We start from the raw sequence: 24,449 nt of genomic DNA on the forward strand, positions 1-24,449 counted from the left end.
GGCGGTCACGGTCGCGGGAGTCATGCCGCCGGGGCTTCCAGCACGTGGATGGCGCATGCCGATGCCAGGCCGATGACGTGGGTCAGGCCGACCTTGGCGCCCTCGATCTGGCGGTCGCCGGCCTCACCGCGCAGATGGGTTGCGACCTCGTACAGATTCGCGATGCCGGTGGCCCCGATGGGGTGCCCCTTGGACAACAGACCGCCGGACACGTTCACCGGTATCCGGCCATCCCGCATCGGGGCGCCGGAGTCGATGAAGTCGCCCGCGCCACCCGGTTCACACAGTCGGAGGTTGTCGTAGTGGATCAGCTCTGCGGTGGCGAAGCAGTCGTGTAGCTCGACGAGATCGAGATCATCGGGGCCGATGCCGGCGATCTCGTAGGCCTGGTCGGCCGCGAGCCTGGTCAGGGTGTTGACGTCGGGCTGCACCTGGCCGCCGTCGACCCACGGATCCGAGGTCATCACGGAGGCACTGATCTTGACCGCGCGGCGTCGGACGTCGGGGTCGAGGGTCTTGAGCTTGGCATCGGAGACCAACACGACCGCAGCGGCACCGTCACCGGTCGGGCAACACATCGGCAGCGTGTTGGGATGGCTGATGACCTCGGCGCCCATGACTTCGTCGAGGGTGAACTCTTTTCGGTACTGCGCCAACGGGTTCAGGGTCGAGTGGAGGTGGTTCTTCACCGCGACCTTCGCGAACTGTTCGGCGGTGACGCCGTGGGCGAGCGCGTACTCGGTGCCCGCCTGCGCGAAGACACCCGGCATCAGACCGGTACCGAGGAGGCCCTCGGTCTTCACCACTGCTCCGTAGCGGCCCTTGGGAGTGAAGATCTTCTTCTCCCCCGCCTTGCGGGCAGCACCGCCGAGCATGCCCATCTTGCCCATCTTCTCGACACCGACGGCCAGCGCCATGTCGCACTCGCCGGCCTTGATGCCCATCATCGCCACGCGGACCGCGGTCGCCCCGGTGGCACACGCGTTGACGACGTTGTAGACGGGGATGCCGGTCTGACCGATCTGCTTCTGCAGACGCTGGCCGTTGTGGGAGTTCGCCTCGTAGACGTTGCCCAGGGCCAGCATTCCCATGTCGGCCATGGTCTGACCGGAGTCAGCCAGCGCGTCGAGCGACGCGGTGGCCGCCAGGTCGAGCAGATCCTGGTCGGCGAATCGACCGAACTTCGTCATCGACGTGCCGATGATCCAGACGTTGTCACTCATGCTCATGCTCCGATCGGTTCAAATCCGAAAGCGACGGCGACGGTTCCGTCGTCATCGGTACCTGCCTCGAAAGTCGCCAACCGGACCTTCATCTCCGGCCGGATGCCGTCGGCCTCGGTGACGCCCAGCAGATTCGCCTTGACGACACCCCCGCCGGTCAGCTCGACCACCGCAGAGGTGAACGGACCGTTCTTCGCACCGCGCTGGACGATCGTGTACGCGCGAAGGACGCCTTCGGTGGCGAGCGGCCGGGACTCGAAGTCCGTGGCAAAGCACTTGGCGCACGCGTTGCGACGGTCGAAGTAGAGGGCTCCGCACTGCACACATGCGTTCGCGACCAGATGCGGTTGGTCTCCCAGCACCAGGTAGTCGACCGCCGGAATCGTCTGCGTCATCTCGCGCCTTTCGAGGGATGGATGCCAGGTCAGGAAAACCTGGCCGACTAAACTGTATAGTACTAGAGTATTTACTACACGACCATCTCGACCACAACCGCGAATCAGGAGACGCCATGTCGCAGTCGCAACCCTTCGATCCGAACGCGCTGGGAGCCACGAGCGAGCCCAGAACCGTCCGGTGGACCTCGCGCGATTGCATGCTGTACGCGCTGGGTGTGGGCGCCGGTACCGACGACCTGCAGTTCACCACCAACAACACCAAGGGTGTCGAGCAGCAGATGGTGCCGACCATGCCGGTGACCCTCGGAGTCGACTTCAGCGTGCTCAAGAAGGCCGGTCGGTTCGACTGGACGAAACTGCTGCACGCCGAACAGCGAGTGGAGATCCTCGACGAGATCCCCGTCGAAGGCGAAGCGCAGGCCGTCACCGAGATCACCGAGATGTGGGACAAGGGCAAAGCGGCACTCATTGTCGCCCAGACCACCGGAACCGGCACCGACGGCCGTGCGCTGTGGCGCAGCTCAGCCGGTCTGTTCATTCGCGACGTCGGAGGCTGGGGCGGCGAACGCGGTCTCGCCGGGTCGAACTCGGCGACCACCGAGGCCCCCACCGATCCCGACCTCATCACCACGCTCACCTACGAGACGCGACCTGATCAGGCGCTGATCTATCGACTCTCCGGCGACTACAACCCATTGCACTCGGATCCGGCGTTCGCGGCCCGCGCCGGCATGGACCAGCCGATCTTGCACGGCCTGTGCACCTTTGGCTTCGCCGGCCGCGCGGTTCTGGACGTGGCCGGGCCCGACGCAACCCTGACGTCGATGTCGGCACGGTTCGCCGGACCGGTCTGGCCCGGCGACACGCTCACCGTCGACCTGTGGCGTCCCGACGCGAGCTCTGTCGGCTTCCGGATGCGAGGACGCCACGACAAGGAGGTGCTCACCGGCGGCCTCGCAGGCGTGAAGTGAGAGCCTGACGACATCAGGTGACCGCCGCCGGCGAAGAGCCTTCCGGCGGCGGTCATGTGATGAGCGGTCCGACGGCCGATCAGCAAGTCTCCAGCATGATCACCTCGGGACCCACCGGGTCATCCCAGCAGCTTCGGCAGACGGTCACCGATGATCGACTCGGCCTCCGACACGATCGAGTCGACGACCTCACGACAGGACAGCACCTCGTCGATGAGCCCCTGAGCCTGTCCGGCCCACCACATCCCGCCATCCATGTTCCCGGCGTCGAGCACCTCGCGGCGACCACGCTCACCGGACGCGAGGTGCGCGACGTCGGCGAACGTCGCCCCCGGACGCGCCGAGATCTCGGCGATCTCTTCCGAGACCGCGTTGCGCGCGACCCGCGCAGTGTTGCGGAACTCCCTGAAAACGACGACGGTTGAACGCTCGTCGTTGGCGACGATCTGCTGCTTGACATTGTCATGCACCGGCGATTCGGTGGTTGCGACGAACCGCGTGCCCATGTTGACGGCGTCCGCACCCAGCGCGAGCGCCGCGACCAGGCCGGCACCGTCGGCGAAGCCGCCGGATGCGATGATCGGAATGGAGAGCTTCCGTGCGGCCGCGTTGATGAGTATCAGTCCCGGAACATCGTCCTCGCCGGGGTGTCCGGCGCACTCGAAGCCGTCGATGCTGATCGCATCGACCCCGAGACGTTCGGCTTTCAGCGCATGCCGGACGGCAACAGCCTTGTGGATCACCTTGACGCCGGCGGCCTTGAAGGCTGGCATGTGCGGTTCGGGATTGGCCCCGGCCGTCTCCACGATCTTGACCCCGCCGTCGATGATGGCGTCGCGGTACTCGTCGTACGGGACCGGATTCACCGTGGGCAGGATGGTGAGGTTCACGCCGAAGGGCTTGTCGGTCAACTCGCGAACCCGGCCGATCTCGATGGCGAGATCCTCGGGGGTCGGCTGCGTCAGCGCCGTCAGGAAGCCGAGAGCACCGGCATCGGCGACGGCCGCAATGAGGCCCGCCCTTCCGACGGCGGTCATCCCGCCGCACACGATCGGATGATCGATCCCGAAGGTCTCGGTGAAGCGTGTTCTCATCATCAACATCTCCTTGCCACAACGGACTCGACGACACCGTCGTGCGATTTGGGGTGCGGGTCGATGCTCCCGCCGACGGCTTCCCGAGCATCCACTAGTACTCTATACCTCTACTATTGTAGACTGGAGTATGACTGATCAGTCCAGACCTCATGGAAGCAGAGGAATTCATGGCCGCCGCCTTGTCCAAACCAGTCGTCGATCTCGGCATCGTGACCATGAACATCGATGAGATGACCTGCTTCTACCGCGACGTACTCGGCCTCCCCGAGCTCGATCGGATTCGCATGGGCGGCGTCTCGATCACCCGTTTCCAACTCGGCGACGCCCTCCTCAAGATGCTGGTGTACGACACCGCACCCGCCTCGACCGCGGCTGTCGGCGGCATCGGCGCGAGCACCGGGATTCGCTACCTCACCATCTCGGTGGACGATCTCGCCGAACTGCTCGCCGACTGCCGGGAGTCGGGAATCGCGTCGGTCCTCAAGGAGCCCTTCGAGGTCGAGTCGGGCACATGGATCGCCTTCGTGACCGACCCCGATGGCAACACCATCGAGTTCGTGCAGCGCGATGACGCCGCGTAGCCGAACCCAGCCATCGGTGGCCGGACCGCCCGCGGTGACGCCGTGACCTTCGCGGGTCGGCTCGCCCGGAAACGACCCACCGAGATCGCCCTACGCGACGACGACGAGTCCCTGACCTGGGCAGAGGTCGACCGGCGGCTGCGGCCGGCGGTGAATGCACTGGCGCGCGCGGAACTGGGTCCGCTGCGTCGGGTCGCGGTCATCGCATCGAACTCGGCACAGACCCTCCTGGCCCACGTCTCGTGCATCCTCGGTGGCGCGTCTGCGGTGGCGGTGAATTCACACCTGACGGCCACGGAGACGGCGCACATACTGGAGGATTCACAGGCGGAAGTGATCCTGTGCGACCAGCAGACAGTCCACGTTGCGGCCGAAGCGGCCCGTCTCGCCGGGATCCGCACGGTGGTCGCGTGGGGCGGCGACGCCGACCACCCGGCCGGGGTGAGGCCGTGGTCCGACTGGTGCGACGGTATGGACGAGCCGCCGACCGACATGCCACCGAGACGGACGCTGGTCTACACGTCGGGAACCACCGGTCGCCCGAAGGGCGTCGAACTGCCGTTCACGTCCTGGGTCGGCGGCGACAACATCGCCGAACACCTCGATGGACTCGGCCGGAACCACATGGTGCAATTCGGAAGACACCTCGTGGTCGGCCCGCTGTACCACTCCGGCCCGCTGACCGGCACACGCCTGTTCGCGGGTGGCACACCTGTCACCGTCACCGGCAAGTTCCGGGCCGAGTCGGTACTGACCGCCCTCGAACGCGACCGGATCGGCTCGACCATCATGGTTCCGACACACTTCCAGCGCCTACTCGCCCTCCCGGATGAGCGTCGTGCCGCCGCGGACCTCGCCTCGCTCCGACACGTCCTGCAGGTCGGCGCGAAGTGCCCCCTCCCGGTGAAGCGCGCCGTTATCGAATGGTTCGGTGACATCGTCTGGGAGAGTTACGGTGCCAGCGAAGTCGGCACCACCTGCATGATCAGCGCTACCGAGTGGCTCGAACGTCCCGGGTCCGTGGGCCGTGCGGTTCCACCGTTCGAAGCGTTCGTCGCCGGCACCGACGGCCGGCCCGCACCGCCGGGAACCGAAGGGCCACTGTGGTTTCTGGACACCAGCGGTCACGGCATCAACTACACCGACGGAACGCGCAGCGGGGAGCGCTTCACCCTCGGCGAGACCGGGCACATGGACGCCGACGGCTACGTCTGGATCACCGACCGACTCTCGGACACGGTGGTGTCCGGGGGTGTCAACATCTACCCTGCCGAAGTCGAGCAGGTACTGGCCGACCATCCGGCCGTCGCCGACGTCGCATGTTTCGGGGTTCCCGATGAGGAGATGGGCGAAAGTCTTGCAGCCCTTATCGTCCCGGCCGATCCCAGCGACCCCCTGAGCATGGCGGAGATCGAGCGCCACGCCCGAACCCGGTTGGCCGGCTACAAGATCCCGCGAAAGGTGTATCTCACCGACTCGCTGCCGCGCACGGCGGTGGGCAAGCTGGACAAGCGGGCGATGCGCAGACTCTCCGCCGGGGAAGCATCCGACGTCACCGAACTCGGCGCCCGGCAGCGTGTCCCATCGTGATCATCGCACCCAGGCGTGACCGGCAGACCGGGCCGGCCCCGACATTCCGCGGTCCTGCGACGTACGATCCTCGCGGAGGTCGGGTCTCCGAGAGTGTCGCGTCTCCCGCGATCACACAGACCCGTCCACTGTGCTGTTCCGATACTCAAGGCGTAGACTTTCATTTTCGGCCGACAGCGGAGACCAGGCCACAGGAGGCAGAGCAGTGACGAGCACGCAGAAGACGCCGGACACGATCACCGACCCGGTGGATTGGGCACGCCACTATTGGGAACAGCAGAAGCTCGACGGGGACGAGCAGCGCTTCCTGACGCTGACTTCCTTGCTGCGTTACCAGCGCATCGTCGCCGACGAGGTCGAAACCGAGCTGAAGAAGCACGGTCTCAACATGACCGACTATCTGCTCCTGATGACACTGCAACTATCCGAACACGGCACCCGTCTGATCTCCAGCCTGGCGCGCAACCTCATGGTGCACGCAACCACCGCGACGCTGGCGACCGACCGACTGGAGGCTCGCAAGCTCCTCGAGCGCAGCCCCCACCCCACCGACCGTCGTGCCACCTGCGTGACGATCACCCCCCAGGGCCGAAAGATCGTAGCCGCTGCCACGCGCGGCCTGACCGGCGTCGATTTCGGGATGACCGGCAGTACTCCGAAAGACGTCAAACGGCTCCGCGACGCGCTGACCGCCATGCGACAGGGCGCCGGGGACGCCTGAGAACCCGGGTGTGAAGCTCAGAAGGTGACCCGGCCGGATCAGTGCGCGCCCAGCGCGCACAGCAAGTCACCGCCTCGACACCGGAACCGGCCCGGTCGGTCCGCCGGGCTTCGTCTGGTGGCGGTGATCGTCGTGGCCGTCACCATCGCCGGCTGCGGCGGCGCCGGACCGGAGAGTCCCAGGCGCAGTGCGTCCTCGGCCCCGGTCTCAACGCCGTCCGTCGGGCCACCGGTCACCGACGTCACCCCGGCCGGTCTGGCCGACGCGGTCACCCTCGACCGCGTCATGGGGCACGTCCGAGCCTTCCAGCAGATCGCGGACAACCACGGCGGGACCCGCGCGTCGGGTACCCCCGGCTACGACGCCTCGGTCGACTACGTAGCCGGACTACTGCGCGGCGCCGGGTTCGAGGTCACGACGCCGGAGTTCAGCTACAAGCGCTACGACCTCGAGTCGGTGAAGTTCTCCGCCGACGGCCGCGACGTGAAGGGACACGTGCTCGAGTACTCGGTCGGGACCCGCGAGCCGGTCACCGCGAAACCGGTGACCGTCGCCGCTGCGGGGTGCGCACCCGCCGACTTCCCGGCCGACGCGCGCGGGGCCTTCGCGGTGATCACCCGTGGTGACTGCACCTTCACGGACAAGGCCCGCCACGCTCAGTCGGCGGGAGCGGTCGGAGTCGTCATCGTGAACAACGAGGACGGGCCGCCGTTCGGGTTGACCCTCGGCACCGAAGACGTGCCGGACATACCCGTTCTCGCAGTGGCACGCGACGACGCCGACCAGGTGCGCGAGGCCGAGCAACTGCGGCTGGAGGTCGACGCGGAGACCACCCCGATCACGACCCGCAACATCATCGCCGAGACCCGCACCGGGACGCCCGACGACGTCGTGATGGCGGGCGCCCACCTCGACAGCGTCGTCGAAGGACCAGGCATGAACGACAACGCGAGCGGCAGTTCGGCGGTCCTCGAGACGGCGTTGCGCCTCGGGTCGTCACCCCGGGTCCCCCACCGGATGCGCTTCGCGTTCTGGGGCGGCGAGGAGGACGGTCTGGTCGGCTCCCGCGAGTACGTCGGCGGTCTCGACGCCGCCGGACGACGCGCCCTCGCGCTGTATCTGAACTTCGACATGCTCGCCTCCCCCAACGGCGGGTACTTCACCTACGACGGCGACGACTCCGAACGCAAGGGCGCCGCGGCGGGTCCGGCCGGTTCCGACGGCATCGAACGCGTCTTCGCGAAGTTCTACGCCGACCGGGGAATCCAGCTGGGCGCGGCCGATTTCGACGGTCGATCCGACTACGGTCCGTTCATCGCGGTCGGTATTCCGGCCGGCGGCGTGGCAACCGGGGCCGAGCGGAAGAAGAGCGAGAAGGAAGCCGAGATGTGGGGCGGAGAGGCCGGGGTGGCCTTCGATCCGAACTATCACAGCCCCCGCGACACGATCGACAACATCAACACCGATCTGCTGGCCGTCAACGCCGCCGCGGTCGCCCACGCGGTGGCCGCCTACGCGCTCGCGACGAACGGTCCCGACGGCGTTCCGTCGGTCGAACGGCGGCAACGGACCGAAGGCTGACTCCGCCGTCACTGATTGAAAACCATTTCCGTTAGAATGGCGGCAGTGCTGTGACGCGAGCGTTCCGGGAGGAGTGACATGTCGGCTGAACCCATCAAGGGATCCGGGCAGTTCGGCGCGTCCGGACCGGCCGACGACTCCGACGCCGCCGCACGGGAAGCCGCCGCCGATCTGTTGCGGGCTCTCGCCTCCCCCACCCGCGTCGCGATCGTGCTCTCTCTGCGTGAGCGCGTCCAGTGTGTGCACGAACTCGTCGGCCACCTCGGTCTGAGCCAGCCGCTCGTCAGCCAGCACCTTCGCGTCCTCAAGGACGCCGGCGTCGTCCGCGGCCATCGCAACGGTCGCGAGATCACCTACGAACTGCTCGACGACCACGTCGCCCACATCGTCGTCGACGCACTGGTCCACGCGAACGAGACCAACCGCGGCCCGTCGGTGGTGTCCGAATGACCGGCGTCGAGGCATCCGGCCCGCAGCCGGTCACCGGAGTCCGTTCGACGCGCCAGCGCGCGGCCATCGCCGACGCCCTCGCCGGCACCGACGACTTCTGCTCGGCCCAGGAACTCCACGAGATCCTCAAGGGCCGAGGCGAGTCCATCGGCCTGACCACCGTGTATCGCAACCTGCAGGCCCTGAGCCAGGCCGGTCAGATCGACGTCCTGTGGGACGGGTCCGGCGAAACCCGGTACCGCCACTGCTCGTCGGGACACCACCATCACCTGGTGTGCCGCAACTGCGGAACCACCGTCGAGGTGCAGGCCGACCCGGTCGAGAAGTGGGCCGCGACCATCGCCGCCGAACACGGCTTCACCGACATCAATCACACGGTCGAGGTCTTCGGCCTGTGCGCGAACTGCCAAGGGTGCCAGCGCAACTGACGCAGCGTGGAGCGACCTCAGTCCGGAAGTGCTACGTCGCCACCAGTCGCTCGGCGGCGTCGACCCCGGCGGCGAGTACGATGTGCAGGACCGTCAGCAGCGGCAGGTCGTCGAGTCGGCCCGCTGGAAATGTGTAGTACTGCAACACGTCTGTCGTGACACCGGCCGGATCGGACCGACGCAGACTCCCGAAGCTCAACTGAGCGCCGAAGGCCTCCACGTCGTCGCGCAGGGTCGGGGTGTTGGGCAGGTCCATGGCCACCATCTGGGTCACGGCGAGGACGTCGAGGCCGTCCGACAGCGTCAGCACCCGGATCGATGCACGCGTCGGACCGACCTGCACCACAACCGATTCCGCGTCGGGTCGGTCGACGGGACCGAGCTCGGCCACGATGACGGCGGTACGTTCGAGCAGTGCGGCGGCATCGGTCACGACGGGTTCACCCCACCGAAGCGACGGTCGCGGGAGGCGTACTCGAGGCACGCGTCCCACAGGTCGCGGCGGTCGAAGTCGGGGAACAGCTTCTCCTGGTAGACCATCTCGGCGTAGGCCGACTGCCACAGCAGGAAGTTCGAGATGCGCTGTTCACCCGACGGACGCAGGAACAGGTCGACGTCGGGCATGTCGGGCTCGTCGAGGTAACGCGCGAAGGTCGACTCGGTGATGCGCTCGGGATCGATCTCGCCACGTGCGGCGCGACGGGCGATCTCACGGGCGGCGTCGGCGATCTCGGCGCGGCCACCGTAGTTGACGCACATCGTCAGCGTCATCACGGTGTTGTCCTTGGTCAGTTCCTCGGCGATCTCGAGTTCGCGGATGACGCTGCGCCACAGTCGGGGTCGGCGACCCGCCCAGCGGACACGAACGCCCATCTCGTGCATCTCGTCGCGGCGCCGGCGGATGACGTCGCGGTTGAAGCCCATCAGAAAACGCACCTCTTCGGGGCTGCGCGACCAGTTCTCGGTCGAGAAGGCGTAGGCCGACAGCCATCCGACGCCCAATTCGATGCAGCCGCAGACGGTGTCCATCAGGACGGCCTCACCGCGCTTGTGTCCTTCGGTTCGCGGCAGTCCGCGGTCGGTGGCCCAGCGCCCGTTGCCGTCCATCACCAGAGCCACGTGTTTGGGCACGAACTGGGCGGGAATGGCCGGGGGCCGAGCACCGCTGGGATGGGGATCCGGGGCACGAACCTCCGTACGTGGGCTCGTCGGCTTGCGTCCCTTCGACGAACTACCCGGCCGCAACGCCATCGTCGACTCTCCTCACCCCGTCGTCCGCCACTGGTTCGACACCCGTTTCCATCAGCCTATGAGGCGCCGTGCGTTCGATGAGCGGCAGGGTTCGGAGCTGACGTTCGAGATGCCATTGCAGATGCGCGGCGGTGAGGCCGCTGGCCTGGCGGCGCAGGGAGTTCGACGACTCCTCCACGTGTTCCCACTGACCGCGGAACAGCGCGTCCATGAGGTCGAGCACGCCGGGCGACGGGGTGGCCGAGCCGGGTGGCCGGCAGTGCAGGCACACCGCCCCGCCGGCGGCGACGTGGAAGGCCCGGTGCGGACCGGGGTTGGCGCAGCGCGCACATTCCTCCAGCGCGGGCATCCAGCCGGCGCTGTACATGGCGCGCAGCAGGTAGGCGTCGAGGATCAGTTCCCGCGGCCGACGGTCCTCGGCCAGCGCCTGCAACGCACCCACCGTGAGGCGGTGCAGCTGGCGGGTGGGTGCGCGTTCCTCACCCGCCAGCCGCTCGGCGGTCTCGAGGACCGCGCAGGCCGTCGTGTAGCGCCCGTAGTCGGCGACGATCGCGTCGGTGAGGGCGTGCAGGCTGTGCACCTGGGTGACGACGTCGAGGCTGCGCCCCGGGTACAGATGCACGTCGATGTGGGCGAAGGGTTCGAGACGGGCGCCGAACTTCGACCGTGTCCGGCGCACCCCCTTGGCGACCGCGCGCACGAGCCCGTGCTCCGCGGTCAGCAGGGTGATGATGCGGTCGGCTTCGCCCAGCTTGTGCTGGCGGAGCACGACGGCCTCATCCCGGTAGAACCTCACCCGCCGATTGTCCCACCGTCCACCGACACCGCCGACCCCGACATGCCCTTCCGATACGCCCTTCGCAAGCTCGGGTCTACTCGAGCAGCAGTGGGTCAGCGCGGGCTGATGTCGAACGAGGTGAGCGGACGCAGCAGCGACCGTTTCTTCTCGACGTGGCCGCCCATCCGGTCGAGGATCGAGGTGAGCGCCTCGATGGCCTCGACGATGTACGGACCTTTGTTCAACATGACCCCCTCGGCACGGCGGCTCATCGCGGCGTCGGTGACCTCAGCACGAGACGGAACACCCTTCTTCGCCAGGCCGTCGAGAACCTGCGTGGCCCAGATGACCGGAATGTGCGCGGCCTCGCAGAGCCACAGGATCTCCTACTGCACCTCGGCCAGCCGGCCGAACCCGACCTCCACGGCGAGGTCCCCTCGCGCGATCATCACGCCGACCGCATCCCATCGCATCGCCTCGAAGAGCATCTGCGGCAGCGATTCGAACGCGGCGCGGGTCTCGACCTTGAGCACGATCCCGACGTTCCGGGCGTCGAGGCGCTCGAGTTCGGCGATGAGGTCGGCGACATCCTCCGGCGACCGGACGAACGAGAAGTTGACCATGTCCGCGTGCGTCGCCACGAACTCGAGAGCTGCGCGGTCCTCCGGTGTCAGCGCGGGGATGTGGAGAGTGGTGTCCGGGAGGTTGACGCCCTTCTCGGCTCGCAGTTTGGTGCCCTTCGGGCCGGCGCGTTCGATGTCGACGACGATCTCGTCGTCGAACCTCTCGCGCACGCGTCCGGCGATCTTCCCGTCGTCGAACAGCACCCGGTGCCCCGGTTCGACATCGTCGAAGGCGTTCCCGAGTTCGCATCCGATCCGATGTGGTCCGACCCTGGTCGCGGGTGAGGGCGCGAGGTCACGCTGGAGTCGGATCTCGTCGCCGGAGCGGATCAGCAGATGCTGGCGCTTCTCCGGCAAATCCCCGACGACGAGAGCCTTTCCGCGGAGCCGTTTTCCCGTGATCGACGCCCCGGTCCGGTAGTAGACGGTGCGATCGCATTCGCCGTCGATCCCGGCCTCGGACACCGCGACGACGTCCAGGCGTCGACGGCGACCGCGTGCGTCGCGAAGCCGGAGTCGGTCGCCCTGGCACACCGCGCCGAGGTCGTCGACCGGGATGATCGCGTCGATGCCGTCGGGCAGGGCGTGATCGGGATCGGGCGGGGTCGTACTCATCCGCACCCGTGATCGGCGTTCGACGGTCCCGTCGTCGGCTCGGACGGGTTTCACCTTGACGACCTTCGGTCCCGGCTCGAGCGGTCCGGTGCGGAGTTTGGGCCCGGCCAGATCCATCGCGACACGCACGCGCCCGGGGAGTCCGCGCACCGACTCGATCATCCGCGCCCATCCGGCGGGTCCGTCGTGGGCGCAGTTCACCCGTGCCACATCCATCCCGGCCTCGCCCATGCGTCGCACCAGATCCGGGTCGTCGGCGGCCTGGGTCGGCATCGTGACCATCACCCGGCTGGCTCGTCTACCGTGCTCGTCGCCGGGCCGGTCGGCGGTCACGTCGTCGGCCCCACCCGGGTGCACGCTGCCCAACAACTGGTCGCGGTTGGCGCCGAGAACCCGTACCCCGTCGGAGAGATCACCCCAGATCGGGTGTCTGCGTCTGCCTGCGGCGAGGGCGTCGACGGTCTCGATGACCGTCTCGATCCAGGAGTAGACGATCGATTCCATCCGGCCGAGACTCGACAACCCGTGGGCGGCCATCGACGACTGCAGCGGACGCAGATCCCGCCGTCGCACCGTGACGTAGTGCACGAGGTTGCGCGCGCTCTGCCGATGCTGTTCGGCCACCGCGGAGATCAGCGGCCCCGCGAGCTCCTCCGCACGGTCGAGCTCGTCCCGCAGGTCGTGCAAAGCGGCCGACATCTCCGCGATCGACATCTCCACCGACGTACCCATGCATCCACCGTGCCAGGTTTCCGCGCAAGGGGGCGGGGCGTAGAACCCGGTCAGCCCGCGTTGACGATCTTGTCGAGCTTCGGCGGGAGCGTCATGCCACCCGGGTAGCGGTGCCAACCCTTGCGGTCGTAGTACTTGGTGCCGAGCAGACCCAGCAGCACGCCGAGGAGCAGGCCGATGAAGCACTGGACGACCGACCGCGCGAGCCCGGCGGACAGGTCGGCGTCGAAGTACAGGACCGACCGAACGCCGAGGTAGATGACGTGCATCGGCTCGATCGCCGCGATCCACTCGAAGAACCGCGGACTCGCCTCGAGCGGCAGTGTTCCGCCCGACGACGGCAGGCCGAACACGACGAAGAACACGAGGTTGAACAGCAGGCCGGCGTTGCCGAACACGGCCATCATCGCGCTCGCGCTCACCCCGACCGCGAAGATCGCGAGGATCGAGATCAGCCACAGCACGAAGGCGTTCGGCAGTGACGTACCCACCCACGAGCCCACCGCGATGAACAGGGTCGAGAGCACCACCGAGACGAGGAACATGATGGTCCACTTGGCGGCGAGCGTCGCCCAGCGGCTGATCGCGAGACGTTCGCGGAGTTGGTAGAACGGGCCGTACTCGATGGGCGTCTGACCGAGCATGCCGTCGACGACGATGCTCACCATCATCGCGCCGGTGAAGCCGGCCAGCACCAGGAGCAGCGTGAGGTAGAACGCCGACAATCCGTTTCCGGCGCCCTGCGGCAGCGGCGTCGGCTCCGACACCGAGACAGCGACCGGACTCGCCAGCGCGAGCTGAGCGGCACCGGTGAACGTGACGTCGTTGCGGTCGAGCTGCTCGCGCACCTGCGCGGTCAGCTGCTGCCCGACCTCGGCGTTGACCCGCGTGGTCACCTGCTCGGCGAACGTCGTGGTGATCGACGACGCGAAGGCGCCGGACCCGCGGTTGATGAAGATGTCGATGGCGGGGCGCGTCGGCTGCGCCGGGAGCACCGTCGAACGTCCCAGCGCGACTGCACGATTGGTGAAGTTCGAACCGATGATGACGACGCCGTACACCTTGCCGCTGTTCAGTTCGCCGAGAGCGGTCGACCGATCGGTGCGCCGGACGACGATGCCGTTGTCGGCGGCCGAGGAGATGATGCCGTCGGCGACCTGATCGCCGAAGTTCTGCTCGGTGGCCTTGCCGTCGGCGCCGGTCACCTCGCCGCCGGAGTCCTCGTTGACGAGGGCGATCGGGAAGTCGTGGAGGTGGCGCTGCGGGTCGACGACGGCCGACATGTACAGCGCGGCCATGAGCGAGAACAGCACCGCGACGAGGATCAGCGGAGCGAGCCAGAACCGGGGCGATCCGAGCACCCCGGCGATGGTCCGTCCGGTCGGTTCCTCGACCTCCGGCGCCTCGTGCGCTCCGCGACCTGTGTCGGAGGTCTCCTGCGACTCGTGCGTTCCCATCGACGTACCTCCCCCGCGGCCCTTGTCCGCGAGGACGGTGCCGTCAATCTTCTCGTCTAGAAGCCCAGTCGGCGGAGCTGCTTGGGGTCGCGTTGCCAGTCCTTCGCGACCTTCACGTGCAGATCCAGGTAGACCTTGGTCCCCAGCAACCGCTCGATCTGTGCGCGCGCAACTGTACCGACCTCTTTCAGGCGCGCTCCCTTGCGCCCGATGATGATGCCCTTCTGGCTGTCCCGCTCGACGAAGAGCACCGCGTGGACGTCGACCATCGGCGGCTGGTCCGGTCGCCGGTCCTCGCGGTCGATGACCTCCTCGATCACCACGGCGAGCGAATGCGGCAGCTCGTCGTGGACGCCCTCGAGCGCGGCCTCGCGGATGAACTCGGCCATGAGGACCTGCTCGGGTTCGTCGGTGAGCTCACCGTCGGGATAGAACGCCGGGCCCTCTTCCATGAGGCTGACGAGCAGGTCGCTCAGGACGTCGAGTTGCTTGCCCGACTTGGCCGACACGGGCACCACCTCGGCGTCGGGGCCGAGGAGTTCGGAGAGCGCCATGAGCTGTTTGGCGACCTGTTCGGGGCCGACCCGGTCGATCTTGGTGACGACGCCGAGAAGCGTGGTGCGCGGAGCCATCTCGCGGACCTGCGAGATGATCCAGCGGTCGCCGGGGCCGATCGCCTCGTCGGCCGGGATGCAGACGCCGATCACGTCGACCTCGGAGTACGTGTCGCGGACCAGCTCGTTGAGCCGCTTGCCGAGCAGGGTGCGCGGCCGGTGCAGTCCCGGGGTGTCGACGAGGATGAGCTGCGCGTCGGGCCGGTTGACGATGCCGCGGATGGTGTGGCGTGTGGTCTGCGGCCGGTTGGAGGTGATCGCGATCTTCTCCCCCACCAACGCGTTGGTGAGCGTCGACTTGCCGGTGTTGGGGCGGCCGACGAAACAGACGAAGCCGGAACGGAACTCGGGGGCGGACTCAGACATCGGCGCCGCCGAGTCGCTGCTGCGGCCGGCCGGCGGCATCGGTGACGTACGTGTAGGCCTGCGGGCTCAGTTCGTGCAGGGTCGCGAGACCGGGATCGTCGGCGTCGCCGTTGACGAGCACCGCCGCTTCGAAGGCGGTGGCCCCACTCGAGATCGCCGAGGCGACCGCAACCTGCAGGCCGCTGAGCGTGAGGGTCTTGGTGCGGACCTCGGCGCCCGCATAGGTGCGGCCGTCGCCGTCACGAACGGCCGCTCCGGAACGCGCCTCGGCACGCGCGAGTGCTCCGCGGGCGAGCACCACGAGCTTCTGATCCTCGTCGGCGAGGGTCTCGGTCACTGATTCATCCTTGCTGTCGGTTGCTCGTGGTTGTTGCGGTGGGCCTCGTCCTCGTGTTCGCGGGCCGCGGTGCGGTCATGGCGACCCTGCCGGCCGGAATGCCCTCGCCCACCGGAGGATTCGTGGCGCTGCGAATCCTGGCCGTCGGCACCGGACCCGGGGACGCGCGTGACGAGGACCGTGATGATGCGTTGGCGTCCCTTGCGATTGGGACCGCCCTCGGCCACGAGCTGCAGGCCGTGCGACTTGACCCGGGCTCCGGGCAGCGGGACCCGGCCGAGTTCGAGCGCGACGAGTCCGCCGACCGTCTCGACCTCTTCCTCCTCGATCTCGACGTCGAACAGCTCGCCGAGATCCTCGACAGGAAGGCGCGCCGACACACGGTACGATCCGTCGCCGAGATCCTCGACGGGTGCGAGTTCGTCGGTGTCGTATTCGTCGGTGATCTCGCCGACGATCTCCTCGAGGACGTCCTCGATCGTCACCAGCCCGGCGATGCCGCCGTACTCGTCGACGAGGATCGCCATGTGGTTGCGCGTGAGCTGCATGTCGGCGAGAACCTTGTCGAGCGGCTTGGAATCCGGGATGAACTCCGCGTCGCGCATGATGTCGGAGACGCGCAGCGTGGTCGGGTCGGTCCGCGTGGCGACCGTCCGCTGGACCATGTCCTTGAGGTAGACGATCCCCAGCACGTCGTCGGTGTTCTCGCCGATGACCGGGATACGCGAATGCCCCGACCGTGTCGCGAGATTGGTGGCCTGCAGGACGTTCTTGTCGGCCTCGATCCAGACCATCTCCGGCCGCGGCACCATGACCTCGCGTGCGCTGGTGTCGCCGAGATCGAAGACCGAGTGGATCATCCGGCGCTCGTCGGCGGCCACCACACCCCGCGCCTCGGCGAGGTCGACGACCTCGCGCAGCTCGATCTCGGTGGCGAACGGGCCGTTTCGGAAGCCGCGGCCCGGGGTCAGGGCGTTACCGATGAGGATCAGCAGGCGGGTCACCGGCTTCAGCAGGATGCCCAGCGCCGACAACAGGTACGACGTCGACAGCGCGATCGTGTACGCGTGCTGGCGGCCGAGGGTGCGCGGCCCGACGCCCATGGCGACATAGGAGATGACCGTCATGGCGGTGATCGCCACGACGAGACCCCAACCGACGCCGAGCCATCGGGTCGCCGCCACGGCGATCAGTGCGGCGGCCGCGGCCTCGCAGGCCACTCGCAGCAGGACCACGAGCCCGAGGTAGGTGGCGCGGGAGTCGAGGATGATCGCGAGGCGGCGTGCGCCGGCCCGACCTTCCCGGACCATGTCGTCGACGCGGGCGTTGGAGACAGTCGAGACCGCGGTGTCGACTGCGGCGAACAAACCGCCGAGCCCGATCAGTACGACTGCGGCCACGATGAACCAATAGTCGGAGGGCACGCTCAGTCCTCCTCGGACCGTCCGGTCGTCCCCGCGTCCCCGGACCCCGCTTCGGTTCCGGTGAATCCGATGTTGGACAACAGCCGCGAATCACGGTCGGTCTGGCGCTGATCCTGCGCGCGCCGATGCCGGTCGGCGTAGAAGGCGTCGAGGATCTCGTTCTGCAGCCCGAACATCTCGCGCTCTTCCTCGGGCTCGGCGTGGTCGTACCCGAGGAGATGGAGCACGCCGTGGATGGTGAGCATTGCGAGTTCGTGCTCGAAGGAGCGCCGCGCTTCGCGAGCCTGCTTCCGGGCGAACTCGGGACACAGCACGATGTCGCCGAGGATCGCCGGACCGAGATCGGTGGCGTCGGGACGGCCGCCCGGGACGAGCTCGTCCATCGGGAAGCTCATCACATCGGTGGGTCCGGGAAGATCCATCCACTGCACGTGCATGTCGGCCATGGTGTCCTCGTCGACGCAGAGGACCGACAGCAGCGCGCCGGGGTTCACGTCCATCGCGTTCACCGCGAACCGCGCGGCGTCGATGATCAGCTCGGCCGGGACCTCGACCCCGGACTCGTTGGCCAGTTCGATGCTCATGAGCGACGCCCCTGAGAAGCCGCACGACGCGCCGCGCGGTTGCCGCCGATCGCGGTGTCGATGCGTTCACCGGCCCGCTGGGATTCCTCCGCGCGCCCGTAGGCGTCGACGATATCGGCGACCAGACGGTGCCGGACCACGTCCTGGCTGGTGAGACGGGAGAAATGGATGTCGTCGATGCCCTCGAGGATCGCGGTCGCCGCCATCAGGCCACTCTTCGCGCCGCCCGGCAGGTCCACCTGGGTCACGTCACCGGTGACGACCACCTTGGAGCCGAAGCCCAGGCGCGTCAGGAACATCTTCATCTGCTCGCTCGTCGTGTTCTGCGCCTCGTCGAGGATGATGAAGGCGTCGTTGAGGGTGCGGCCTCGCATGTAGGCCAGCGGAGCGACCTCGATGACCCCGGCAGCCATGAGCTTCGGGATAGCCTCGGGGTCCATCATGTCGTGCAAGGCGTCGTAGAGCGGTCGCAGATACGGGTCGATCTTCTCGCTCAGCGTGCCCGGCAGGAAGCCGAGACGTTCACCGGCCTCGACGGCGGGACGCGTGAGGATGATGCGGTTGACCGACTTCGACTGCAGCGCCTGCACGGCCTTGGCCATCGCGAGGTAGGTCTTGCCGGTGCCGGCCGGGCCCAGACCGAACACGATGGTGTGGTTGTCGATGGCGTCGACGTAGTGCTTCTGGTTCAGCGTCTTGGGCCGGATCGTCTTGCCGCGGCGCGACAGTATGTCCAGCGACAGCACCTCGGCGGGCGACTCCTGGCCGCCTTCGGAGAGCATCGACACGCTGTGCCGGACGAGGTCCGGGGTGAGCGGGGTGCCACGTCCGACGAGGTCGGTGAGTTCGGCGATGACACGCTCGGAGGCGGCGACATCGGCGGGCTCGCCGGTCAGCGTCACCTGGTTGCCGCGCACGTGGATGTCGGCGGGCAGCAGCTGCTCTAGCGTCCGAAGGTTGACGTCACTGGCGCCGAGCAGCCCGAACACCACTCCGGGAGAGACTTCGACGTTGGATGTGACCCCAGACCGGCGCGGCTGCGTACGGCTGGATTGCCCGCTCGGGTCGGGGTTGTCGTCACTCACGTATGAAATCACTCCTGGGGTCTGCGGTTGTGGACTGCACGGGTCCGTCACCCCACAGTGGGGATTCACTGAAGGAAACGTGCAGTTGTGTGGTCAGTGTATCGCTATGCAACAGCCGATCAGCAGGCAATATTTCGGGACCGTCTCAGCGGTCCGCTGCCGGTTGCCCCATCGACGCCAACCGACGCAGAGCCCGACCGTCGGCCAGCTCGGCACGATCGTCGGGACTGGAGGCGTAGTAGTCCAGGAAGTCCAGCAGGGGTAGGGCTCCACTGGCGAAGAGATCGGCGGTGATGCGCACAGAACGTTGAGCCTGCAGATACGCCGGTGCAAATGGACCCCGGTAGAAAATGTCGACGCCGGCCCGTGCACGATCCTTCAGGACAACATCGATCTCCGGGTTCTTCCCGTCTGCAAGAGGAACGATGTCCGCGACATCATCCCACGTGACCGTCTGTTTCAGCCGAAACCCGTTGGTGGACAGACCATCTGGGGAAACCTCAACGCCGGGATACCGCAGAAATCCCGCCGCGAACCAAGTCAGCGCACCAACCGCGTAGCTGGCAACCGCGGCAGCGGCCAGGGGCAAGATCAACTTCTGCCCAGAGCTCATCGAGAAGTCGAACTGTCCAAGCCAGGTACCGACGGCGAACAAGCCGGACGAGATGGCGATGAAAGTCATAGCCATGCGGTAGGCCACGCGAAGTCCACGCGATGTCGAGAACCGAACCCCACCCGGAACCGAATCAGCCGTCCCTGGCGCCGCGATGGACCGTGCACGGTTCTTCAAGACGAGCACAGACGCCCAGAGCACCGCAGCGCAAGTCGCCGACGCGCACATATAGAACGCCCCGTCCACAAAGCGACTGTCAGCCAGCGATCGCGCCAGGTGCCACAGCCAGAACAGTCCGAGGGCTCCGAAGAGGGCCAAGGCCACATACGTCCGTCGGGTGTGGACGCGAATCCTCGCCCATTCGGGTACCGGTGTGGACTGGTCGGTCATGCCAAGTGACTATGCCCGCTCCGACGGCAAGCCATATCCCTAGATCCCCAGCACCCGGATCGTCTGCCGCGCACAACCGGTGCGCGGGTCGACGAACGCCTCATGACCTTCACCGGGTACGACGATCAGTTCGGCCGACTGTCCGCGGGAGATCGCATCGTCGACGTAGCGGCGGCTGACGACGTCGGGGACGAGGTCGTCCTCGTCACCGGTGATCGCGACCACGTGCGCGTCGAAGACCGGCGCAAGCATGGGCGACGCTTCTTCGTAGCGACGAGGTGACTCGCTGTACGGCCGGCCCATCAGGTCACGCACGGACTGCTTGTCCGCCGCGGAGACGGTGTCGAGGACCGCTGCCTGGGCGACGACGGTGGTGACGGTGGTCGATGCGGTACGCGCGCCGAGCTTGCCGACGGCCCACACCGCGAGCTGTCCGCCGGCCGAGTGCCCGACGACGCCGACCGAGGAGAAATCGATCGCGCGGAGGTCGACGTCCTGTTCTTGCAGCGCATCGCGCACCGAGCCGTCGAGGGCCCGGATCGCCTCGACCACGTCGCGCCCGGTGTTCGGCCAGCCGCCGCCCGGTTCCCCGACGCGGCGGTACTCGATGTTCCACACGACCGCACCGCGTTCGGCCATCGTGCGGGCGACTGCGGTCTGGATCGTCGAACCGTACTCCACCGACCACGAGCCGCCGTGGACGAGCACGACCACCCGGGCCGGCGTCGCGGGGTCGAGGCCGTCACGCGGGAGGTATACGTGGCCGAATTGGGAAGGCTCGGTGCCGTATTCGATCTTGGTGCGTCGTACGGCGCAGCGTCGGACGGTACTCATCGCGACCACCGTCCGGTCAGCACACCGATCGCACCCAGCGCGACCGCGGCCGCCGTCGAGGTACGCAGCACCTCCGGGCCGAGCACCACCGAATGGGCACCGAGCGCGGTCAGGTCGGCGACCTCGGCGTCGTCGAGTCCGCCTTCGGGACCGACGACGAGCACGATCTCGCTCGCATCGGCGAGCGGCAGTTCGGCGAGGGGCCGCGCCGCCTCCTCGTGCAGCACGGCGACCACACCACCGGCGGCGACCGCGTCGGCGCACCGCGCGCGGACATCGATGGTGGTGGCGAGGTCGGTGACCTCGGGAATCCAGGGTCGGCGGCTCTGCTTGGCGGCAGCCGACGCCGCGGCCCGCCACTTGGCAACGCCCTTGTCCGCCTTGCCCGTCCACCGTGCGACACAGCGCATCGCCTGCCAGGGCACGATCACGTCGATGCCGGCCTCGGTCGCGAGATCGACGGCCAGCTCAGACCGTTCGGACTTCGGCAAGGCCTGCACAAGGGTCACCTGCGGGGCGGGACGCGCCTGGAAGGAGAACTCACGCACCGACGCGACGAGGGTGTCCTTGCCGGTGATCTCCCGGATCTCGCATCCGGCCACCGATCCCGCGCCGTCGCCGACGAGGATGCGCTCCCCCACCCCGAGGCGCGCGACCGTCACCGCATGCCGGCCCTCCGGCCCGCTGAGGATGAGGTCGGCACCCGGGGCAGGGACGGAGTCCGCCCAGAAAAGCGGTGGGCTCACTTGCCTGCGAATGCGTTGCGCAGTCGTGAGAAGAGTCCGCCCGGGGCGGCCGCGGCCGACGTGTTGACCACCTCGATCTCGTCCTGCGCCACCTTCTTGAGCTTCTTGAGCGCGTCGGTCTGGGCACTGTCGAGCTTGGTCGGCACCACCACGTCGAGATGGACGTGCAGGTTTCCGCGGACACCCGAGCTGACGTGCGGCATACCCTGGCCGCGCAGCTTGACCACCTGGCCGGGCTGCGTGCCCGGGTCGATCTTGACGGTGACGGGATCGCCGAGAATGGTCTCGACGTCGAACTCGGCACCGAGCGCGGCGTCGACCATCGGGACCTTCAGGGTGCAGTGCAGGTCGTCCTTGTCGCGCAAGAAGACCTCGTGCGGCCGCTCGGTGACCTCGACGTAGAGGTCGCCGGCCGGACCGCCGCCGGGGCCGACCTCGCCCTGGCCGCTGAGCCGGACGCGCATGCCGCTCTCGATGCCGGCCGGGATGCGGACGGTCATGGTGCGACGCGAACGCACGCGACCGTCGCCGCCGCACTTGTGGCAGGGATCGGGGATGACCTCGCCGACGCCGTGGCAGGTCGGGCACTCGCGGACGGTCATGACCTGACCGAGGAACGAGCGCTGCACCGACTGGATCTCGCCGGCACCGTGGCAGGTGTCGCAGGCGACCGGTTTGCTGTCGCCGTTGGTTCCCGACCCGGTGCACGCGTCGCACAGGATCGCGGTGTCGACGGTGATCTCCTTGTTGACGCCCTGGGCGCACTCGGCGAGATCGAGCTTGAGGTTGACGAGCGCGGGCTCACCCGGCTGGACGCGCGAGCGGGGACCGCGTCCCGACCCGAAACCGCCGCCACCGCCGAAGGCGCCGCCGTTGCCGAAGAAGGCTTCGAAGACGTCGCCGAATCCGCCGCCTCCGCCGCCGAATCCGCCGAACCCCCCGGCACCCGCACCCGCGAGGGGGTCGCCACCGGCGTCGACGATGCGGCGCTTCTCCGGATCGGTCAGCACCTCGTACGCGGTGCTGACCTCCTTGAACTCGTCCTCCATGCCCGGGTTGACGTCGGGATGCAGTTCGCGTGCCTTCTTGCGGTAGGCGCGCTTGAGCTCCTGGTCACTGGCACCCTTCGCCACACCCAGGATTGCGTAATAGTCACGTGCCACGGTTGTAGTGATCCTTCGGTCTCAGTTGGTGCCCACGCGGTGCGCGCCATCGGTGTGGACGCACGTCCGCGCGGTACGCAGTGGAACCACTCGATTCTGCCGTCGACCGGTTGGGGCCCTCACCTGACGTCCGTCGCCGGGGCGGCGGTCATCGTTCGGCGAGCACCTCACCGATGTATTTGGCAACGGCTGCGACCGACGCGATGGTTCCCGGATAGTCCATCCGTGTGGGGCCGAGCACACCGACGCCGCCGAACACGGTTCCCGATGCACCGTACCCTGTGGACACCACCGAGGTCCCACGCAGGTTCTCGGTCTGCGTCTCCTCTCCGATCTGCACTGTGACCTGGCCCATGTCCTGTGTCGTGGCGAGGATCTTGAGCACGACGACCTGCTCCTCGAGCGCTTCGAGGACGGTGTCCATGCCGCCGACGACCGGCGTGAAGTCGCTCGCCGACCGCGCCAGGTTGGAGGTGCCGCCGAGCACCAGCCGGTCGTCGCCGCGTTCGACGAGGGTCTCGACGAGAACGGTGGCGATGCTGAGGACCGCACCCCGGATGTCGTCGGGTGCCGAGTTGGCGAGCTCGGCCACCGCCGCCGACGCCTCGGCGAGCCGTTTGCCGTGCAGCGCCGCGGAGAACATGTCACGCAGACGACTGATGTCCTCTTCGTCGTGGTCCTCGTTCAGCGCGACCATCCGCTGTTCGACACGGCCGTTGTCGACGATCACGACGAGCAGCAACCGCGACCGGGAGAGCGAGACGACCTCGAGATGCCGGACGCGGGCCGCCGACAGCACCGGGTACTGGATGACGGCCACCTGGCGGGTCAGCTGGGCCAGCAGCTTCACCGAGCGTCGCAGCACGTCGTCGAGGTCGACGCCGGAGTCGAGCACCGACAGGATGGCGCGACGTTCCGCCGACGAGAGCGGCTTGATCTCGCTGATGCGGTCCACGAACATCCGGTAGCCCTTGTCCGTGGGGACTCGACCCGAGCTGGTGTGCGGCTGGGTGATGTACCCCTCGGCCTCGAGTACCGCCATGTCGTTGCGGACGGTCGCACTCGACACCCCGAGCTGATGCCGTTCGACGAGTGCCTTCGACCCGATGGGCTCTTGCGATTCGACGTAGTCGGTCACGATCGCGCGGAGGATCTCGAATCGACGGTCATCCGTTGTGGACACGCGGTACACCTCCTGATCCGAGTCCCGGTCCATGGGGTTGGGCCATAGAGTTGGGTACGTCCCATACTGGGTACGTCCATACTACGAAACCGGCGCGGAGTCACATGATCTTCAAGGGGGTGCGGGAGGGCAGGCCCTATCCCGACCACAAGCTGTCGACGCGGGGCTGGGCCAAGATCCCACCGCGACAGCTGCGACTCGACCAGCTGATCACGCTCACCAAGGTGCTGGCCCTGGACAAGCTGCTCAGCGAGGACTCGACGTTCTACGGCGACCTCTTCGCGCACGTCGTCCGCTGGGAGGGCGACCTCTACCTCGAGGACGGACTCCACCGCGCGGTGCGCTCGGCACTGCGGAACCGCAACATCATCCACGCCCGCACCCTCGATCTCGACGCCCTCGACCTCTCCGAGGGCGCGCGCCCCCTCGAGGAGCAGCTCGACGACACCGCCGAGATCCCGGCCCGTCCCCGCATCGTCGACGTCCCGCCCGAACCGGTCCGTCCGCCGCGTGGCGCTCCCGAAACCCCTGGCGGTGGTGGGGCTCATCGTCGAGGCGCCCGGTCGACCGGCTGGACGAGCCCGTCGCGCCCCGAGCGGCCCTGGTAGTCCGCG

General features: G+C 67.8%; 25 protein-coding genes and 1 pseudogene. 8 read left to right on the plus strand and 18 right to left on the minus strand.

The genetic code is table 11. The features are described 5' to 3' along the window. Positions 1–20 precede the first annotated feature (20 nt). A complete protein-coding gene (locus GKZ92_RS15250; protein ID WP_040003884.1) occupies positions 21–1,229 on the minus strand; it encodes a thiolase family protein in 1,209 nt (402 codons plus the stop codon). Next, a complete protein-coding gene (locus tag GKZ92_RS15255; protein ID WP_006356738.1) occupies positions 1,226–1,618 on the minus strand; it encodes a Zn-ribbon domain-containing OB-fold protein in 393 nt (130 codons plus the stop codon). The genes GKZ92_RS15250 and GKZ92_RS15255 overlap by 4 nt, the downstream gene beginning before the upstream one ends. A 116-nt stretch (positions 1,619–1,734) precedes the next feature. On the opposite strand from GKZ92_RS15255, the gene GKZ92_RS15260 reads away from it, so the two are divergent. Then, on the plus strand, positions 1,735–2,592 hold the full coding sequence (locus tag GKZ92_RS15260; RefSeq protein WP_006356737.1) for a MaoC/PaaZ C-terminal domain-containing protein: 858 nt from the start codon (positions 1,735–1,737) through the stop codon (positions 2,590–2,592). Between the two features lie 119 nt (positions 2,593–2,711). Here the strand turns inward: GKZ92_RS15260 and GKZ92_RS15265 are convergent, their stop codons facing one another. Further along, positions 2,712–3,689: an NAD(P)H-dependent flavin oxidoreductase gene (locus tag GKZ92_RS15265; protein WP_006356736.1), complete on the minus strand. Its 978-nt coding sequence runs from the start codon at positions 3,687–3,689 to the stop codon at positions 2,712–2,714. Between the two features lie 149 nt (positions 3,690–3,838). On the opposite strand from GKZ92_RS15265, the gene GKZ92_RS15270 reads away from it, so the two are divergent. The 6 genes from GKZ92_RS15270 (at position 3,839) to GKZ92_RS15295 (ending at position 9,040) form a co-directional block, all read left to right on the plus strand. Continuing rightward, on the plus strand, positions 3,839–4,270 hold the full coding sequence (locus GKZ92_RS15270) for a VOC family protein (protein WP_006356735.1): 432 nt from the start codon (positions 3,839–3,841) through the stop codon (positions 4,268–4,270). Positions 4,271–4,312: 42 nt separating this feature from the next. Then, on the plus strand, positions 4,313–5,860 hold the full coding sequence (locus GKZ92_RS15275) for an AMP-binding protein (protein WP_006356734.1): 1,548 nt from the start codon (positions 4,313–4,315) through the stop codon (positions 5,858–5,860). A 205-nt stretch (positions 5,861–6,065) separates the two neighbouring features. Beyond that, positions 6,066–6,581, plus strand: coding sequence for a MarR family winged helix-turn-helix transcriptional regulator (locus GKZ92_RS15280; RefSeq protein WP_006356733.1), 516 nt, complete (start codon positions 6,066–6,068; stop codon positions 6,579–6,581). Between the two features lie 123 nt (positions 6,582–6,704). Further along, positions 6,705–8,162, plus strand: a complete 1,458-nt coding sequence (locus GKZ92_RS15285) for a M28 family peptidase (protein ID WP_419773262.1) — start codon at positions 6,705–6,707, stop codon at positions 8,160–8,162. Positions 8,163–8,240: 78 nt separating this feature from the next. Beyond that, positions 8,241–8,612 (plus strand): ArsR/SmtB family transcription factor, encoded by a 372-nt coding sequence (locus GKZ92_RS15290; RefSeq protein WP_006356731.1) that lies wholly within the window; start codon positions 8,241–8,243, stop codon positions 8,610–8,612. Next, entirely contained in the window at positions 8,609–9,040 is a 432-nt protein-coding gene (locus GKZ92_RS15295; RefSeq protein WP_005199285.1) for a Fur family transcriptional regulator, read from the plus strand. The genes GKZ92_RS15290 and GKZ92_RS15295 overlap by 4 nt, the downstream gene beginning before the upstream one ends. Positions 9,041–9,071: 31 nt before the next feature. On the opposite strand, the gene GKZ92_RS15300 is transcribed toward GKZ92_RS15295, so the two are convergent. The 15 genes and pseudogenes from GKZ92_RS15300 to hrcA all read right to left on the minus strand — a co-directional run bounded on the left by GKZ92_RS15300 (position 9,072) and on the right by hrcA (position 23,835). Next, positions 9,072–9,473, minus strand: a complete 402-nt coding sequence (locus GKZ92_RS15300; protein ID WP_006356730.1) for a hypothetical protein — start codon at positions 9,471–9,473, stop codon at positions 9,072–9,074. Then, complete coding sequence (locus GKZ92_RS15305) at positions 9,470–10,291, minus strand: isoprenyl transferase (protein ID WP_006356729.1); 822 nt, start codon at positions 10,289–10,291, stop codon at positions 9,470–9,472. Before GKZ92_RS15305 ends, GKZ92_RS15300 begins: the two co-directional genes overlap by 4 nt. Further along, positions 10,272–11,087: a DNA repair protein RecO gene (gene recO, locus GKZ92_RS15310; protein ID WP_119032744.1), complete on the minus strand. Its 816-nt coding sequence runs from the start codon at positions 11,085–11,087 to the stop codon at positions 10,272–10,274. Before recO ends, GKZ92_RS15305 begins: the two co-directional genes overlap by 20 nt. A 95-nt stretch (positions 11,088–11,182) precedes the next feature. Then, positions 11,183–13,039: pseudogene (locus GKZ92_RS15315) on the minus strand (pyruvate kinase). 50 nt (positions 13,040–13,089) lie between these two features. Further along, complete coding sequence (locus tag GKZ92_RS15320; protein ID WP_155225401.1) at positions 13,090–14,496, minus strand: YhgE/Pip domain-containing protein; 1,407 nt, start codon at positions 14,494–14,496, stop codon at positions 13,090–13,092. 56 nt (positions 14,497–14,552) lie between these two features. Then, positions 14,553–15,476, minus strand: coding sequence for a GTPase Era (gene era / locus GKZ92_RS15325; RefSeq protein WP_006356725.1), 924 nt, complete (start codon positions 15,474–15,476; stop codon positions 14,553–14,555). Further along, entirely contained in the window at positions 15,469–15,813 is a 345-nt protein-coding gene (locus tag GKZ92_RS15330) for a cytidine deaminase (protein ID WP_035751312.1), read from the minus strand. Before GKZ92_RS15330 ends, era begins: the two co-directional genes overlap by 8 nt. Further along, positions 15,810–17,237, minus strand: a complete 1,428-nt coding sequence (locus GKZ92_RS15335) for a hemolysin family protein (protein WP_006356723.1) — start codon at positions 17,235–17,237, stop codon at positions 15,810–15,812. Before GKZ92_RS15335 ends, GKZ92_RS15330 begins: the two co-directional genes overlap by 4 nt. A gap of 2 nt (positions 17,238–17,239) precedes the next feature. Continuing rightward, the gene (gene ybeY, locus GKZ92_RS15340; protein ID WP_006356722.1) at positions 17,240–17,821 is read right to left on the minus strand and encodes an rRNA maturation RNase YbeY; all 582 of its coding nucleotides are present in this window, start codon (positions 17,819–17,821) and stop codon (positions 17,240–17,242) included. Further along, positions 17,818–18,906 carry a PhoH family protein gene (locus GKZ92_RS15345; protein ID WP_035751387.1) on the minus strand — a complete coding sequence of 363 codons (1,089 nt, stop codon included), beginning with the start codon at positions 18,904–18,906 and terminating at the stop codon, positions 17,818–17,820. Before GKZ92_RS15345 ends, ybeY begins: the two co-directional genes overlap by 4 nt. A gap of 145 nt (positions 18,907–19,051) precedes the next feature. Next, the gene (locus GKZ92_RS23770; protein ID WP_230461812.1) at positions 19,052–19,909 is read right to left on the minus strand and encodes a hypothetical protein; all 858 of its coding nucleotides are present in this window, start codon (positions 19,907–19,909) and stop codon (positions 19,052–19,054) included. A gap of 39 nt (positions 19,910–19,948) precedes the next feature. Beyond that, positions 19,949–20,743 carry an alpha/beta hydrolase family protein gene (locus GKZ92_RS15355; RefSeq protein WP_035751385.1) on the minus strand — a complete coding sequence of 265 codons (795 nt, stop codon included), beginning with the start codon at positions 20,741–20,743 and terminating at the stop codon, positions 19,949–19,951. Beyond that, positions 20,740–21,489 carry a 16S rRNA (uracil(1498)-N(3))-methyltransferase gene (locus GKZ92_RS15360; protein WP_006359133.1) on the minus strand — a complete coding sequence of 250 codons (750 nt, stop codon included), beginning with the start codon at positions 21,487–21,489 and terminating at the stop codon, positions 20,740–20,742. Before GKZ92_RS15360 ends, GKZ92_RS15355 begins: the two co-directional genes overlap by 4 nt. After that, positions 21,486–22,652: a molecular chaperone DnaJ gene (gene dnaJ / locus GKZ92_RS15365; protein ID WP_006359134.1), complete on the minus strand. Its 1,167-nt coding sequence runs from the start codon at positions 22,650–22,652 to the stop codon at positions 21,486–21,488. The genes GKZ92_RS15360 and dnaJ overlap by 4 nt, the downstream gene beginning before the upstream one ends. Positions 22,653–22,800: 148 nt before the next feature. Continuing rightward, positions 22,801–23,835, minus strand: coding sequence for a heat-inducible transcriptional repressor HrcA (gene hrcA, locus GKZ92_RS15370; RefSeq protein WP_006359135.1), 1,035 nt, complete (start codon positions 23,833–23,835; stop codon positions 22,801–22,803). Between the two features lie 104 nt (positions 23,836–23,939). Between hrcA and GKZ92_RS15375 the strand changes: the two genes are divergently transcribed. Then, positions 23,940–24,443: a type II toxin-antitoxin system VapB family antitoxin gene (locus tag GKZ92_RS15375; RefSeq protein WP_006359136.1), complete on the plus strand. Its 504-nt coding sequence runs from the start codon at positions 23,940–23,942 to the stop codon at positions 24,441–24,443. Positions 24,444–24,449: the final 6 nt, after the last annotated feature.

Origin of the sequence: Gordonia sp. 135 (assembly GCF_009720185.1) — a bacterium.
In the GTDB taxonomy this organism is placed as follows: domain Bacteria; phylum Actinomycetota; class Actinomycetes; order Mycobacteriales; family Mycobacteriaceae; genus Gordonia; species Gordonia alkanivorans.

Excerpts from the sequence above, each read along its gene's own strand:
- GKZ92_RS15250 (WP_040003884.1), bottom strand. The coding sequence starts at position 1,229 with ATGAGCATGAGTGACAACGTCTGGATCATCGGCACGTCGATGACGAAG.
- GKZ92_RS15255 (WP_006356738.1), bottom strand. The coding sequence starts at position 1,618 with ATGACGCAGACGATTCCGGCGGTCGACTACCTGGTGCTGGGAGACCAA.
- GKZ92_RS15260 (WP_006356737.1), top strand. The coding sequence starts at position 1,735 with ATGTCGCAGTCGCAACCCTTCGATCCGAACGCGCTGGGAGCCACGAGC.
- GKZ92_RS15265 (WP_006356736.1), bottom strand. The coding sequence starts at position 3,689 with ATGATGAGAACACGCTTCACCGAGACCTTCGGGATCGATCATCCGATC.
- GKZ92_RS15270 (WP_006356735.1), top strand. The coding sequence starts at position 3,839 with ATGGAAGCAGAGGAATTCATGGCCGCCGCCTTGTCCAAACCAGTCGTC.
- GKZ92_RS15290 (WP_006356731.1), top strand. The coding sequence starts at position 8,241 with ATGTCGGCTGAACCCATCAAGGGATCCGGGCAGTTCGGCGCGTCCGGA.
- GKZ92_RS15295 (WP_005199285.1), top strand. The coding sequence starts at position 8,609 with ATGACCGGCGTCGAGGCATCCGGCCCGCAGCCGGTCACCGGAGTCCGT.
- GKZ92_RS15305 (WP_006356729.1), bottom strand. The coding sequence starts at position 10,291 with ATGGCGTTGCGGCCGGGTAGTTCGTCGAAGGGACGCAAGCCGACGAGC.
- GKZ92_RS15320 (WP_155225401.1), bottom strand. The coding sequence starts at position 14,496 with ATGGGAACGCACGAGTCGCAGGAGACCTCCGACACAGGTCGCGGAGCG.
- era (WP_006356725.1), bottom strand. The coding sequence starts at position 15,476 with ATGTCTGAGTCCGCCCCCGAGTTCCGTTCCGGCTTCGTCTGTTTCGTC.
- ybeY (WP_006356722.1), bottom strand. The coding sequence starts at position 17,821 with ATGAGCATCGAACTGGCCAACGAGTCCGGGGTCGAGGTCCCGGCCGAG.
- GKZ92_RS23770 (WP_230461812.1), bottom strand. The coding sequence starts at position 19,909 with ATGACCGACCAGTCCACACCGGTACCCGAATGGGCGAGGATTCGCGTC.
- GKZ92_RS15355 (WP_035751385.1), bottom strand. The coding sequence starts at position 20,743 with ATGAGTACCGTCCGACGCTGCGCCGTACGACGCACCAAGATCGAATAC.
- GKZ92_RS15375 (WP_006359136.1), top strand. The coding sequence starts at position 23,940 with ATGATCTTCAAGGGGGTGCGGGAGGGCAGGCCCTATCCCGACCACAAG.